The organism is Teredinibacter turnerae T7901 (assembly GCF_000023025.1).
GTDB lineage: Bacteria > Pseudomonadota > Gammaproteobacteria > Pseudomonadales > Cellvibrionaceae > Teredinibacter > Teredinibacter turnerae_B.
This window is the reverse complement of the sequence record NC_012997.1, coordinates 4,515,507-4,531,577: the sequence shown is the minus strand read 5'-3', so window position 1 is coordinate 4,531,577 and position 16,071 is coordinate 4,515,507. Positions and strand designations below refer to the sequence as shown.

Here is a 16,071-nt window from a genome sequence, read left to right as displayed (position 1 = left end):
TTGACGTTCCATCGCCGGACGTGTGCGGCTGTTGCATTGCTGTGTTTGTTTGCGGGTCAGGCGTTTGGTAGTTTCGATAACTACATTACCCGCGAGGGTTCGCGCCTGTATGATGGCGAAGAGGTGTTTCGTTTTGCGGGTATTCACATGCCGGAGCTGCATCGCATTGAGGATGACGCAAAGGGGGTGTGCAAGGCCGATCCTCGGGGGTGGGGCCAATATTTTAAATGGCCGACACCGCAAGAGCAGGAGAACTGGATTAAGTCGCTGGTGCGCACCGGACATAAAGCAATGCGGGTGTACGTATTGTCTGTTGCAACGCCTTTTGACAATGCCTGTGGTAGGGAAACCCACATACTCCCGCCGACAGAGCCGGGTGGTATGCCTGTGCTTAATGAAACCGCGATGCGGCATTACGACCGCATGATTGCTCTGGCAGATGAATATCAATTGCGGTTGATTTTACCGTTTATTGATCACTGGCAGTGGTGGGGGGGCCGCGAGCAACTGGCCGCGTTTTACGGCGAATCCGGCGATGATTTTTATCGTCTGGAAAGCCAGACATATAAGGCTTATACGCACGTTATCACTCAGGTGCTTACCCGTAAAAATACCCTGACCGGGCGACCTTACAACCGCGAAAAAGCCATTATGGCGTGGGAAACCGGTAATGAGCTCAAAGGATCGACGGCAGATTTTGTGCGGGAAACAGCGGCGCTCATCAAGCGAATCGCTCCAGACCAACTGGTAGTCGATGGTACCTATCTGAAAATCATTCCCGAATCTTTGACCGACCCAAACGTGGATATTATTTCCAACCATTTCTATACCACTAACAACAATAACCGGCCTGAACAGGTCAGTCTGGATCTTGCTACCGTGGGAGGGGAAAAAGCCTACATGGTGGGGGAATTCGGTTTGCGCGATGCGGCTGGTTTACACGAAATAATGCAGGCCGTGGTATTTGCGGACTACCAGGGTCACAAAGCCTCAGGTGCTTTTATCTGGGGAGGGCGCGGGCATCGCCACAACGGTGGGTTTTATTGGCACCGAGAGTACAACGGGCATTTTAGCTATCATCTACCCGGGTTCCCCGAGGGAGAGAGTAATCAGGAGCAAGCAGTTATTGATTTGGTGCGCCTCGCGCAGGCCCAACAAGATGGGCAGTCCGGACCACCGCCGCTGCCGGTACCGGAACCTCCGGTTCTGCGTGAAATCACCGAAGCGGGCGCATTGCGCTGGCTGGGAGCACCGGTCGGCAGGTACTACCGTATCGAACGATCTGTACGCAAGCGTTGTTTGGGGTTCATTCCCTGCTGGAGCGAATGGATAACCCGCGCTTCCGACCTAAGCGACGGGATGCAGCAATACGACCCGGCGCAAGCCCCGCTCTATCTCGATGAGCAACTCACGCCAGGTCTTTACCGTTACCGGGTTTTCGCCGGCAACGAAAGCGGCGAATCCGCACCCTCTAATATCCAGACTTTTCGCGTCGAACACTGACAGTCGCTAAGCGATGAGTAAATCCTAAAAACTGCTAACAGTTCACAGCTCTGCCTTGCCAGAGTTGTCGAACTGATGGCAATATCCCTTTATACGTATACATTGATAACGTAAACAGGCTCTACCCCATTTGACTCAAAAGGTCTAAGTGGTCGTTAGAGCACAATTCTAAAAACAATAAAAATTCCAATCGCGATGGCTAGAGTCCCTTTTGTCGTGCAAAAAGTCCGCTTTGCGGCGTCCCGCATCCAACAGTCCGCGGTAATTCGTAAACTATTCGCCGATGAACATAGTGCGGATATAAGAATGAGGGCAGCACAGCACACCCACTCCGGCGCTCATGAATGGCTGGACAAAATCGACCGCGATTACGGCATGCAGTTTTGGATACTGCAGCTCTTTGGCTGGACAGGCGTAGCCGTTTTTACCTTTCTATCGTTAACGCTTTACTACAACACCATTTACTGGCAACACATCGTACACACCATTTTGCAATCGATAATTGGTTTGGCGGTGACTTTACCTCTGCGTTGGATATTCAAAGCGCTTTGGCAGAAAAACGTAGCGTTGCGCATATTCGTGACCGCTATGGCAGTCGTTGCAGGAGCAACCGTATGGACGTTACTGCGCATGATTGCCTTTATGTGGCTCGATCATAAAGAGAATCTGCTTTCCACCGAGTTTGGTGGTTGGTTCTACCCCAGCTTTTTTATTTTTTCGTGCTGGGCTGCACTCTATTACAGTATCAAGCTTTACCAGGAGCGTCAGGCTCAGTTGGTGTTCTCACTTCGTCTGGACGCGGACCGGCGCGAGGAGCACCTCAAGCGCCTGGAGGCAGAAACCACGGCCAAAGAGGCGCAACTTAAAATGTTGCGTTATCAGCTGAACCCGCATTTTCTCTTTAATACACTCAATGCTATTTCCGCGCTGGTTCATCTTAAAGAAAATAGTAAAGCGCGTGAAATGCTAGTTCGCCTATCGGAATTTTTGCGCTTCTCACTGGCTAACGATCCGAAGTTACAAACGTCTTTGGAGCAGGAGCTACATGCGCTGACCTTGTATTTGCAGATAGAGCAGGCCAGATTTGCTGACCGATTGAGCGTGCGCGTGGAAGTTACGCCCGAGGCGCGACGCAGTGCTGTGCCAAGTTTATTGTTGCAACCATTGATTGAGAACGCAGTTAAATACGGTATCGCCAATAAAGAGGATGGCGGGGAGATAAAAATTCAGGGCTTTGTCGCCAAGGGCGTACTAACTATTGTGGTGGCCGACGACGGCCCCGGATTTTCCAGTGTGGAACAAACCACCTCGGGCCGCGGTGTCGGGCTGCGCAACACGCGGGAACGGCTCCATCTGCTCTATGGCGAAGAAAGCAAGCTGGACATGCGTAACCGGGAAGCTGGTGGCGCTCAGGTCAAGTTACGCATTCCGCACGTACTGTTTAGCGAGTGCTAGGAGGCTGACAATGCAACAAGCGATCTCTGCCGTTATTGTCGAAGATGAGCCTCTGGCTTTGGACCTTACGGTCTCCATGCTGACCGAAATGGACAATGTAAAAATAGTGGGCACTGCCCGCAATGGCCAGCGCGGTTTGGAACTTATTCAGCAGTTGGAGCCAGACGTGGTGTTTCTGGATATTGAAATGCCAATACTGAACGGTATAGAGCTGGTCAAAAAGCTGCAGGCGGATGTTGTGCCGCTCATAGTATTTACAACTGCGTTTAACCAGTACGCGGTCGAAGCGTTTAACCTGCACGCGGTGGATTACCTGTTAAAACCTTTTAGTGAAGATCGCATTCGCCATGCGGTAGCGCGGGTTTTTCAGCGATTGACGATTGTCGATGATAGCTACAAGGGCAATTTGTTAAAAGCACTGGGGGTGCTCAAGGAGGCAGAACCTGAAAATACCTGGGAGACCGCGCGCCTCGCGATCCGTGAAAACGATGGCGTATTGCTGGTGCCGCAACATGAAATTGACTGGATCGATGCCGCCGGAGATTACATTTGTGTGCACAGTAAAGGCGAAACCCACATTATGCGCTGCACCATGAAGCAGCTGGAAAAAATTTTGAACGGCAATCACTTTCGCCGAATACACCGCTCTACTATCGTCAACATTGATCAGATAAAACAAATTATTCCGTTAACCAAAGGCGAGAGTCGTCTGCTGTTACATTGCGGTGAGGAATTAAAAGTTAGCAGGAATTACCGAAAGGAAATATCCCATCTCGCTTGATGGCGTGCACAATCCCGTCCTGCCGCATGCTAAGTCCGCTTTGTCGTTTATCGATATTATTTACAAATGCTTTATGCGACTGTAATAAAACCCTTTAGGAATTTTCCGAAGACAAAAATAATAACCTACGTGGGGAATCGTATAATGCAATCTCGAAAACTCCTGGCTATCTCTATTGCGCTAATTAACAGTGGGCTTGCACTGCCAGCTCTCGCGCAGGATGAAGCAACAGAAAACAATAAAGTAAGCAGTAATAAAACGGTCGTCGAAGAAGTTATTGTCACGGCCTTTAAACGTGAAACCAGTCTTATGGAAACTCCCGTTGCAGTGTCTGCGCTAGATGCGGCAGCGCTGGATCGACAAGGGGTTACCAATATCAAAGACCTGGGTGACCTGGTACCCAACCTCAGTATTCAAATGGATAACGGCCAGTCTACGCCGGTAGTTTCTATGCGCGGAGTGCGTTCTACTAACACGACCGAGCTGGGCGACCCAGCGGTAGGTTTGCATGTGGATGGTGTGTACGCACCGCGGATGCAAAGCTGGAACGCCACGTTTTTGGATGTTGATCGCGTCGAAGTTTTGCGTGGTCCCCAGGGCACATTGTTCGGGCGAAACTCTACCGTCGGTAGCATTAACGTGATTACCAATCGCGCCAGCACTGAAGAGTTCGAGGCAAGTGTGTCGACGGAGCTTGCGCGCTGGAATAACCGTGAGTTAACCGGTGTTGTTAATATTCCAGTGTCCGATACCTTTGCGTTGCGGTTCGCCGCAAAAGGTCAAAAGCGCGACTCCTATCTGAAAGGATATTACGACCCCAATCAGTTTGATACGCGTTACCTGCCAGACGAGGTTCGCAACTCACCTGAGCTGGGTGATGGGGAGCGTGAGTTCTATGCTCAGACCAGCACGAACTGGTGGATTGACTGGGCATCCTCAGATTGGTCTGGTACACCTCGCCGTGAGGTGGTGAAAGCGGACCCCAGTGATTTTTATGGCTCGGTTAACGAGTACGCTTATAGGGCGTCTCTGGCATGGGACCCCGTCGATAGTCTGTCGGTTGATGTGTCCTACCAGAAGTTTGTCAACGACAGCGCTGGCGGTATTAATCTTTTGAACTGCGACAAAATGCGCGGTCGCCAGGCCCGTGATGACGATGGTAATCAGACCGGAGAGTTAACCGACTGCAGTGCCCGATTCCCAACGAATGACAACTATCAGGTTTCAGTTAACGTACCTGGAAAATTGAAGTTGGATATCGACAACGTGCGCGGTACGGTGGACTGGTCTGCGACCAGTTTTATGGATATCAGCTACGTGTTTGGTTTCGAAAAAATTGCACGTGAATCCGCAATTGATAGCGATGGTGGTATCAACCTCTACGACCAGAGTATGTTCTTTTTGGACGGCACCGGTTCGGAATCCAATTACCACGAACTACAGTTTAAATCCACAGATGCAGATAATTACACCTGGATTGTGGGTTTAAACTATTTCCACGAGCAAACCACAACCGCCGGCTACTTTAACAACTCGATGGATGGTAAAACCTTCTGGGATCAGCCAAACCGTACCACTGACGCTTACGCCATTTTCTCCCAGGGCACTTACGACATTACCGATAAGCTGCACCTGATTTTGGGCGGACGTTTTAGCTCAGAAACCAAAGAGGACAATGGCGGGCGCAACCTGGATTGCAATAACGACGACGGCTGTACCACGGTTGCATATGGCGCGCGGGATATTTACAACCAGCTGCCAGCTGATTTTTACGAAGATAAAACCATGTATACCTCTGGTGTATACACTAACGATAACAAAGGGGATTGGACTAGCACAGACTACCGCATCGGGTTCGACTACAACCTGACCGACGACACCATGATCTACACCTCTTACGCCACTGGCTTTAAAGCTGGTGGTATTGGCGATGTGGTTAACGTGGTGGATCAATACACTGGCGAAAGAATTATTCACGTTACCAGTTACGATCCGGAAACGGTGGGTACCTTCGAACTGGGTGGTAAATCGGTGTTATTAGATGGCAGTCTGAATTTCAGCGCGACCTATTTTTATTCCGATTACGAAAATATGCAGTACGCGTCTCCGGGTTCTTTAGGGCAGATTCACCGATTGGTGAACGAGGAAGATGAAAACGGCCAACCAGTGCTGGACCCGGATACCAACGAACCGGTTCTGGTTTGGGATGTGGTGCCACTCATCGCATTTTATACCCAGAATGTTCCCGGCTCCGAAATTCAAGGTCTTGAACTGGAATTCGACTGGGCGCCATATGAGCATGGCCGTATTACCGGTTTCGCGACTTGGACCAAAGCTGAAGTGGTTGAAGACTGGAATACCAAGTGGGACTACGATGCAGAGTCTATGTTTGGTATTGAGTACGCCAGTTCTGTAGACCCTGAAAACGACCTGCTCGCGGTTAACCTGAAGGGAAACTCGCTGCCAGTAACACCGGAATACGTATTTAATATTAATTTCGAACACACTTTCGATTTCGGTGCTGCAGGTACGCTCAAGCCTTGGATGGGTGTCCATTGGCAGAGTTCAAGCTACCTCACCATATGGAACGTCGACAAACATACGGACGACCTGGATTTCGCCATTCATGATGACGACATCAAATATATGGACGACAAACAGGAAGCCTACTACACCGTGAACCTGTCACTGCGATATGAATCTGCAGATGAAGACTGGTATGCGGAAGCCTTTGTCAATAACGCAACGGACGAAGTCGTTCAATATTGGGGCGGCAGCAGCACTGGCGCGCCAGTAGGCAGTTTAAGTATGCCCAGATACTACGGCGTTCGACTGGGTTACAACTTCTGATCACTCCTCCATGAGTGGCACGCCAGCCAGCTAGTCGGCTGCCACTCGTTTTTTCTCGTTTGTTAATTTATGGCTCGCTGTAGTTGCAGCGAATGTATTCGTATGGAGTTTACTATGTCGATGTCGCATCTGTGGGCTGCAGTTCTTTGCCTGAGTGTATTGGTAGGTTGCAGTACCGACGACGCTAAATCCACGTCTGAGAGCCAGCGCCAACATGCAGATTCTCATTCAAAAAATATCCAATTGTGGCCCAAGGTAAAAAGCCCGATTAAGTCAGACCCGGCGCTCGAGGCGACGATCAATGATCGCTACCTGGCAAAAATGTCGATTGAAGAAAAAGTTGCGCAAATTATTCAACCAGAAATTCGCAGTATTTCGCCCGCGCAATTTGCCGAATACCGTTTTGGTTCAATCCTTAATGGCGGTGGCGCATTCCCCCAAAACAATAAACACGCGAGCGTCGCCGATTGGGTGGCACTTGCGGATGCCTATTACGAGGCATCCAAAGCAGCGCCAAATGCCGAGACCGCTATTCCTGCTATCTGGGGAACCGATGCCGTCCACGGTCACAACAACGTAATCGGTGCAACGCTGTTCCCGCACAATATTGCTCTTGGCGCGACCCATAATGCTGAATTGATTAAGCAAATCGCAGCGGCGACTGCGCAGGAAGTTGCCGCAACCGGTATCGATTGGGTATTCGCACCAACCGTCGCGGTTGTGCGCGATGACCGCTGGGGCCGCACCTACGAAGGTTTCAGCGAAGATCCACAACTGGTTACTGCCTATGCCAAAGCCTACGTAAATGGTATGCAAGGCGAGGTAGACGCGGAGGATTTTCTGCGTGATGGTCATGTGATTGGTACGGCCAAACACTTCCTTGGCGATGGCGGTACCGATAAAGGCGACGATCAGGGAAATAATCTTGCCAGCGAAGACGCACTTATCCGTTTACACGCGCAGGGTTATGTCGCGGCAATTGAAGCCGGTGTGCAAACGATTATGGCTTCCTTTAATAGCTGGCACGGTTTGAAAATGCACGGCAATCACTACCTGTTAACCGAAGTGTTGAAAAATCGTATGGGCTTCGATGGCTTTGTGGTTGGCGATTGGAATGGACACGGCCAGGTTGACGGTTGTACCAATATCAGTTGCGCGGCGTCTATCAATGCGGGTGTGGATATGATTATGGTACCGGACGACTGGCAGGGCATGTACGAAAATACTGTCGCGCAAGTGAAGTCTGGTGAAATTTCCATGGCGCGTCTGGACGATGCCGTACGTAGAATTTTACGTGTAAAATTTCGTGCAGGCCTGTTTGACGATGTCGGCGCGCCGTCGACTCGTGCCTACGCAGGCAAAGCCGATGTGCTGGCCAGTGACGCACATCGCGAAATCGCCCGCCAAGCTGTGCGCGAATCACTGGTGCTATTAAAAAATAAAGGCGCGTTATTGCCAATTTCGCCAACGGCCAATATTTTGGTTGCGGGCGATGGTGCTGACAACATAGGTAAACAAAGTGGTGGCTGGACCATAACCTGGCAAGGTACCGGCAATACCAATGCTGATTTCCCCAACGGCAGTTCTATTTACGCCGGGCTCGCTGCTCAGGTGGAGCAGGCGGGCGGTAAAATTACCCTGAGTGCGGATGGAAGTTTCGGCCAAAAGCCCGATGTGGCCATCGTGGTGTTCGGCGAAAATCCCTATGCGGAGGGGCAAGGCGATCTTGGCTCGTTGGAATACCAGGTTAATTCCCACAGCGATTTAGCACTGCTTAAAAAATTGAAAGCCGCTGGAATTCCGGTGGTATCGGTATTTCTGACCGGTCGCCCCTTGTGGATAAATCCAGAGCTGAATGCATCTGATGCATTCGTAGTTGCCTGGTTACCCGGGAGTGAAGGCGGTGCAGTGGCAGATGTGTTGTTGCGTAATTCCGCTGGCAAAGTACAAACTGACTTTTCCGGTAAACTCAGTTATTCCTGGCCTGCCCACGAGTATCAGTTGGCTAATCGCGGGGACAAACAAACGCCATTGTTCGCTTATGGTTATGGCTTAAATTACCGTACTACGGATAAAACCGTTTACCCGCTGCCCGAAGAACGGCAAACCAATTTAGGGGATGCCGCGCGTGGTGTTGATTTATTCCGGGGTCGCGCGTTGCCGCCTTGGCAAATGACGCTGCTATCCGGCACGCAGAGTAAGCCGATGGATTCCAGCGTGGTGACGTTAGACGGTCTCACCGTACGTACCTCCGATAGAGATGTTCAGGAGGATGCGCGGGAACTTAGCTGGCAGGGGGGCTCGACAGCAAGTCTCGCACTGACCGCTGAAAAAATGCAGGATCTTGCGGTGAATCTCAGTAACAACAGCTCACTATTTTTCGATCTTAAATTGCAAACTGAAGGGCCGAAAAATTTGTTGCTGGGAATGACTTGTGGCGGCACCTGCGGCGGAAACCTGCTGTTGGATTCCGTGTTGGCGCCATTGAGTACTGGCGAGTGGCACACGGTCGAAATCGATTTGCAGTGCTTGAATCTGGCGGGCGTGGAGTTTTATCACATTGACTCCCCTTTCCGATTAAGCTCGCAAGGCGACGCGAAATCTCTACAATTAAGTAATATCCGTATCAGTGCCAAATCTGGCACACCTTTAACGTGTCCGGGAGAATAATCCTGTGAAATGCCTGCTGCCGTTGTTGTGTTTATTATTTTCACTGGCGGCGCAGGCTGCGTTGTCGCCGCTGCACATCCGCAATGGTCAGTGGGTCGATGCGAGTAATTCTCCGGTAGCACTAACAGGTACCAATCTGGGGAACTGGCTTAGCCTCGAATTCTGGATGCTGGCAATGGCGGACGACATTGCCTATCAGTGCGCACTGGAAAAAATACTGGACCGACGCTTTGGCCACAAAGAAACAGAAAAGCTTTTAGCAACCTACCGTCAAAGTTGGCTGACCGAAGCGGATTGGGACATTCTGGCCTCATTCGGATTTAACCTTGTGCGCCTGCCTTTTCATTGGAGCATTATCGAATCCGAGGATAAACCTCAAACCTTGCGTGCGGATGCCTGGAAGTATCTCGATTGGGCGGTAGCGCAGGCAAAACAGCGTGGCATCTATGTTCTGCTGGATTTACACGGGGCGCCTGGCGGTCAGGGCTGGGAGCATCACACCGGTTGCGGCGGACAAAACGCGCTTTGGGCGAGCGCGGACAATCGCGCGCGCACGCGCTGGATCTGGCAGCAGATCGCAGGGCATTTCAGGCATGAACCTGCGGTGGCAGGTTATGGGCTGTTAAATGAACCCTGGGGGGCTTCGCCCGAGGTGATGGCCTCGTTTGCCGAAGAACTTTATCGTGAAGTTCGCAAATTAGATAAAGAACATGTGATTGTTTTGCCGGGGCATTTACAGGGTATTGCCGCCTACGGAAATCCAGCAGATAAAGGCTTAACCAATGTCGCCTTGGAAATGCATTTTTACCCCGGTCATTTTGGTTGGCAATCGCCTGGGTATGCTGTGCATCGCGACTGGTTAACCTGTGGTGCCAATGGTAAAGATGGTGTGTGCGATTGGCAGAACCAGTTGCGTGGGATTAACGCTGGATTTTTAGTGGGAGAATTTCAACCGTGGGAAGATCTTCCCATAGACCTTGCTGCGCCCATCACCAGAGCCACTTACGACCGTTATAGCGAGCTGCATTGGGCAGCTACCAGTTGGGCGTACAAAGTGGTTGCGCGTACGGACGATATTCACAGTTGGGGCTTGGTTACAACCACTCCTAGTCTGGCGAAGGTAGATTTTTCCGCTGCAAGTCTCGATCAGATACATGGGTATTTCGCACAATTCGCCGATGCTCCGCGCCAAGTTAATACTGCATTGCACGATGCACTTACGGCCACTGAACCCGCTAAAATTTTTACACTTCCGCCAGCGCCGACCGGAGTAACAATACACACGGAAAAAAACGGAATTGAACTGCGCTGGAAAAAGTCCGGCGTGACGCAGTACCGCATTTATCGGAGTGTATATCCGGATGTGGGCTATGAAGTGCTGGCTGACTCCGAACGTGCGACCTACGTCGATCCATCTCCCAGTGATCGCGATAATTTTTATCGTGTCACATCGGTAAAGGGTCTGGATGAAAGCTTTCCTGGCGAGTCTGTATCACTCGTGCGCAAGCCACAGTATATCCCCGGTAAAATTGAAGCCGAAGCATACTTATCCATTACAGGTATGGGTGCGCAACGCAGCGAAGATATTCCGAGCACAGGTGACGCACATGCGTTTAATCTGGGCTGGATCGATCAGGGCGATACGGCAACCTATGCGATTAGCGTTCGGGAATCCGGTTGTTACAAGGTAACCGCGCGACTTGCCAGTGAATCTGGCAGTGAGCCCGGTATCGAGATAAAAATCGGCGACGCTGCAACCATGTTTAGCATCCCCGATACCGGGGGCTGGCAATCCTGGAGTAGCGCATCAAGCTTTTTGCCCCTGCTAACCGGCGATCAACAGCTAACGATATCGGCAGCAAGTGGTGGCTGGAATATCAACTGGCTTGATTTTGAATTTCAGCCTGATCCGATTTTCTGTAAAAAATAGCACTTGCGCGTAAAATGAAACTGCGTGTTTTTTTGAACCTCGCTTTTTCATTTGTCACTAGAGTTTTAGTGATTTTTAAATGTGTTCTGCTTCACAGCCGTGTTGTGATTTCTCGCGATCGACGGCATTTTTTTCGTTATAAGCTGGCGTAAAAAACGATGTGATCAATAACGCAAATTAATTGGAATAAAAAAACTTCTTTCTTATTAATGATGGCGTTCAGAAAAACAGAACGAAAACATTGCTCTCCCTTCTGCCGCACTTAGAATCCCTCCCAACGCTTTTTTATTGTTTAGTCCGTCGCGGGCTGCCATCCTGAGCTCAAGGAATACCTGTGTTAGATATGGGCCGGGAAGGCTCTGCGATGTAATCGTCAGTATTCTGTTTTCAGAATGTTGTACTGAACAAAAAAAAGAATAATCAATATCACATCATTCTTACGGAGACCTTCCATGAGAAAACCCCTGATCGCGGCAATAGCGAGTCTTTCGCTTGCCGCGCCAATAACTTACGCTCAGCAGTTAGTCTGGTCGGACGAATTCGACAATAATACTCTGGATACCAGTACCTGGACTTTCACTACCGGCGGTAGTGGTAACGGTAATGGTGAGTTGCAATTTTATACGGCCTCCCAAAAAAATATTTTTCAACAAGACGGCAACCTGGTCATTCAGGCATTACGTGAAGAGAAGGACGGTAAGCAGTTTACCTCTTCACGCATTCATACCAACGGTCGTTTCAGTTTTACTTACGGAACGCTGGTTGCGCGTATTCAGCTACCGGATTTAGCCGAAGGTCTGTGGCCCGCGTTTTGGACACTTGGCGACAATATTGGCGTTGACGGTTGGCCCAAATCCGGTGAGTTCGATATTCTCGAAGCCGGTTTTGCAACGGCGCGCGCTGAAGGTCGTACCAATCGCAGTGTATCTTCAGCCGCGCACTGGTGGCACGAATCTGGTGACTGGAGTGACTGGCTCCAGGCGGATGCCAGTAACGAAGTACAGATCCCCACGCCTTTGCAGGATTTTCATCTCTACAAGATGGATTGGACTCCGAGTACGTTAACCTTTAGTGTTGATGACACCGTCGTGTTCAATATGGATATCGACGATCCCAATATGTCTGAATTTCACTTGCCGCAACATATTCTGTTGAACCTTGCGGTCGGTGGTTTCAATTTCGTGGATATTACCGACCCCGCACAAATAACCGCCCCGTTTCCTGCGCAAATGCGCGTTGACTACGTGCGCCTTTACGATAATGGCTACACGGTCATCGACCAAAAGGAAGCGTGCAACGGCGTATTCGGTGTAATGACCGAACTGACCACCACTGATTGTGACTACGACTGGGGTGATCGCGCCAATATTTATTTGTGGAACAATATGGCGGCGGTGGCTACCCAGCCTTCGGAGGGTAGTTCCGCGCTCGCCTACGAAATACAACCAGGTGATTGGTGGGGCATGGGCCTGCTGCATCGGGATTACAACCTCGCGCATTTTAGTCACGGCTATTTACATTTCGATATGAAAACGGCTTCCAATACAGATATTTCCATCAATATGGAATCATCTGCAGCGGCGGGCGGCTCGGTAGTTTTAACCGCAGGCGGCGACGAATACGGTTTGGTTCGCGACGGCGAGTGGCACCACGTGGCCATTCCGCTGAGTAAATTTGGCGGGGTGGATTGGAGTACGGTAAAAACCCTGTTCAGTATGTCTGGTCCAGCACCGCAATCACTGATGACGCTTGCGGTAGATAATATTTATTTAACGCCTGATGTGACCTTGGACATGCCGGAGTACGGTAACTACGGTTTGTACACGGAAACACCGGATCACCAGAGTGCGGGCAATTTTGGCTTTGGCGTTACTGGCGATTTGTTTATCTGGGAAGAAACCCTCGAAATACAGCCTGGCAATGTCGCTGAAGGCAATGGCTCGCTGCATGTTTCTTCGACAGGCAAGGGCTGGTTTGGTCTCGGCCTGACCGCTCGTGAAGCCGTAAATTTAACGGCTTTCGACAATGGCAATGCGGCACTGCATTTTAAAATAAAAACCACAGACACTACGCCTTTTTCTATTGGTATTAAGAGCGGAAATGTGGATGTGATCGGGCAAACCTGGATCGACTTTAAACCCGGTGCTGATCCTTATGGTTTTGCTCGCGATGGTCAGTGGCACGAACTGGTTATACCAATGGGCGATCTTGTTGCGGATTTAGACCTGTACGACGTACGCCAGGTATTTCAGTTGTTGGGTATTGGAGAAATCAGCAGCCTGGCCATTGACGATATTTACTTGTCCGGCGGCCAAGCAGGCAGTGCTATTCCCGGGGTGCCGGAAGTTAATCGCGAACCCCTGGCGGCCATCAAACCTTCGGTGCTCGGCGGTGAAAAAGGCGTGACTATTGATTTCGACGGCAGTAAGTCGCTGGATTTAAATGGTGACCCGTTAACCTACGCCTGGAATTTCGGCGATGGTGAAACGGCCAGCGGTGCACAGGTCAGCCACACCTTCGACGAAGAAGGCAGCTACAAAGTCAGCCTGACCGTGAGCGATGGTTCGCTATCTGCCACCACGGCAGCCTATATTCTGGTAGACAATGATTTTGGCCAGCAGCGCAGTGAAAAGCGCGGTCTGGGCTATGGCAACCACTCGCAAGAAGATATGGCAGCGATTTCGCAAGGGGTTACCTGGTGGTACAACTGGTCGACCCAACCGGATGTGATGGTAGCCGATGTTTATCAGGATTACGGCATGGAATTCGTGCCGATGACCTGGAACGGCAATTTCGACGATCAGGCGTTGCGTAATTACATTGATGCGCACCCCGAAGTGAAGTACCTGCTTGCGTTCAACGAGCCTAACTTTATTGATCAGGCCAATATGACGCCCTCGGAAGCTGCCGCACAGTGGCCGCGACTGGAAGCCATTGCCGATGCTTACGACTTAAAAATTGTCAGTGTGGCGATGAATTACTGTGGTAACTGTAACGAAGAAAATGGCGTAACCTTCTATGACCCAATCGATTATCTCGACCGCTTTTTCGAGGTGTGTCCAGATTGTCGGGTCGATGCTATTTCGATTCACGCTTACATGCCGGACGCCGGCGCAGTCGAGTGGTATATCGATAGGTTCAACAAATATGGTCGGCCCATTTGGCTTACTGAGTTTTCTGCCTGGGAAGACACTACGACTCTGGCTGACCAAAAACATTTTCTGACGCAAATCGTCGATTCGATGGAAACCATGGATAACCTGGAGCGCTACGCCTGGTTTGTTGGGCGCCGTCAGGGTCATCCGTACAACGGTTTATTCGACTGGCGCCAGTCTGGCGTACTGAGCGAACTGGGTAATGTGTATGTGCAAATGCCTGTACACAACGATTCAGTCGTGCATACGCTTCCCGGATTAATTGAAGCGGAAACCTATAACAGCGCTGCTGGTGTACGCGTGGAATTAACGGAAGACGCTACGGGATTCCTGAATATTTCTGCTGTGGAATCTGGGGATAACCTGCAATACCGCATTAATGGCGACGCGGGCAGCTACCGTATAGAAGCGCGGGTAGCCAGCGTCACAGGTGGTCGATTGCTGTTGCAAGTGGGCGGTACGACGGTTGGCGAGCTGGATATACCTGCTACCGGCGGTTTACAAAACTGGCAAACGGTAGACACCACGGTATCGCTGCCCGGCGGCAGTCAAATGTTAAATCTGGTTGCGACTGCTGTTATTAATATTAACTGGTTAAATACCGTGGCAGACGACCTGGTTGAACCTACGCCGACCCCCACACCCACACCTACTCCTCCACCAGGTGATGCGTTGCCTTGCAGTGCCTACGCCTCCTCTGTAGAGGCGGGCTACAGCGCCGATGCTGTGTGCGATGGCAACGGACAAACCCGCTGGGGCAGCGCTTTTGGTGATGCAGAATGGATTGTTGTCGACCTGGGAGCCGAAACCGCGATCAATAAAATCGATTTAGTCTGGGAAGCGGCATTTGGTAAAGCCTACGAGCTACAGGTTTCCAACGATGGAAACAACTGGCAGACCGTCGCCTCGGAAATCCAAGGTAATGGTGGTACCGATAGCTTTACGGTTTCCGCAAGCGGTCGTTATGTTCGTATGCTCGGCTCCGAGCGTGGAACCCCATGGGGCTACTCGCTATGGTCGTTTGATGTGTACGGCGAAACCGGTGTCGCGCAAGGAGATTTGGCTGAAGGCAAATCGGTAGCGGCATCCAGCGAGCAGGATGGTTATTGGCTGGCGACATACGCGGTGGATGGGGATGCCGGAACACGCTGGTCCAGCGCATGGACTGACAGCGAGTGGATTACCGTTGATTTAGGTAGTAGCTACACGATTTCACGAGTGGCGTTGGAATGGGAGGCGGCTTTCGCCAGCGGTTACGACATTCGTGTTTCCACAGATGGTACCCAGTGGAATACGCTAAGTGAAATTCGCAATGCCGATGGCGGCCGCGACGAAATTGAATTTTCCGCGACACAAGCGCGTTACGTACAAATGCGAGGCGTTACTCGCGCAACACCCTACGGCTATTCGTTGTTTAGCTTCGAGGTTTACTACTAATTTGCTAGTCACTGTACGACTAACCTGGCTATGACTATTGCGATATGAGTCGCTGGTGCAGGGAGGCACCGCTATTATCCGAAATGTAAGATAAGCCCCTGAAAGACCGGAAAATTTATTCATTTCGCCGGGACGGTAAGGGCGCATTATTAACTGGACGGAACCATCTTAATAGCCTTGAGAGATTGCCAACTCTCGACCTTTGTCAGGCGCCTTCGGGCGCCTTTTTTTATTTAGGCGGTACAGGCACGAACCGCCATTGCCCGAAGGGCAATGTAAGCCCTTGAAGT

7 protein-coding genes are annotated in these 16,071 nt (G+C 50.8%); all 7 read left to right on the top strand.

The window, feature by feature from the left end:
- Positions 1-36 precede the first annotated feature (36 nt).
- The gene (locus tag TERTU_RS18180; protein WP_015820433.1) at positions 37-1,503 is read left to right on the top strand and encodes a glycoside hydrolase 5 family protein; all 1,467 of its coding nucleotides are present in this window, start codon (positions 37-39) and stop codon (positions 1,501-1,503) included.
- 306 nt (positions 1,504-1,809) lie between these two features.
- Entirely contained in the window at positions 1,810-2,958 is a 1,149-nt protein-coding gene (locus TERTU_RS18175; protein WP_015819351.1) for a sensor histidine kinase, read from the top strand.
- Between the two features lie 10 nt (positions 2,959-2,968).
- Positions 2,969-3,739 carry a LytR/AlgR family response regulator transcription factor gene (locus TERTU_RS18170; RefSeq protein ID WP_015818294.1) on the top strand — a complete coding sequence of 257 codons (771 nt, stop codon included), beginning with the start codon at positions 2,969-2,971 and terminating at the stop codon, positions 3,737-3,739.
- 144 nt (positions 3,740-3,883) lie between these two features.
- Entirely contained in the window at positions 3,884-6,589 is a 2,706-nt protein-coding gene (locus TERTU_RS18165; protein WP_015819613.1) for a TonB-dependent receptor, read from the top strand.
- A 114-nt stretch (positions 6,590-6,703) separates the two neighbouring features.
- Positions 6,704-9,259 (top strand): glycoside hydrolase family 3 protein, encoded by a 2,556-nt coding sequence (locus TERTU_RS18160; protein WP_015819207.1) that lies wholly within the window; start codon positions 6,704-6,706, stop codon positions 9,257-9,259.
- A gap of 4 nt (positions 9,260-9,263) precedes the next feature.
- Positions 9,264-11,189, top strand: a complete 1,926-nt coding sequence (locus TERTU_RS18155; protein WP_015820516.1) for a cellulase family glycosylhydrolase — start codon at positions 9,264-9,266, stop codon at positions 11,187-11,189.
- A 452-nt stretch (positions 11,190-11,641) separates the two neighbouring features.
- On the top strand, positions 11,642-15,781 hold the full coding sequence (locus tag TERTU_RS18150; protein ID WP_015819560.1) for a glycosyl hydrolase: 4,140 nt from the start codon (positions 11,642-11,644) through the stop codon (positions 15,779-15,781).
- Positions 15,782-16,071: the final 290 nt, after the last annotated feature.

Bases quoted from the DNA above. Each gene is read 5' to 3' on its own strand.
- TERTU_RS18170 (WP_015818294.1), top strand. From the start codon at position 2,969: ATGCAACAAGCGATCTCTGCCGTTATTGTCGAAGATGAGCCTCTGGCT.
- TERTU_RS18175 (WP_015819351.1), top strand. From the start codon at position 1,810: ATGAGGGCAGCACAGCACACCCACTCCGGCGCTCATGAATGGCTGGAC.
- TERTU_RS18165 (WP_015819613.1), top strand. From the start codon at position 3,884: ATGCAATCTCGAAAACTCCTGGCTATCTCTATTGCGCTAATTAACAGT.
- TERTU_RS18160 (WP_015819207.1), top strand. From the start codon at position 6,704: ATGTCGATGTCGCATCTGTGGGCTGCAGTTCTTTGCCTGAGTGTATTG.
- TERTU_RS18150 (WP_015819560.1), top strand. From the start codon at position 11,642: ATGAGAAAACCCCTGATCGCGGCAATAGCGAGTCTTTCGCTTGCCGCG.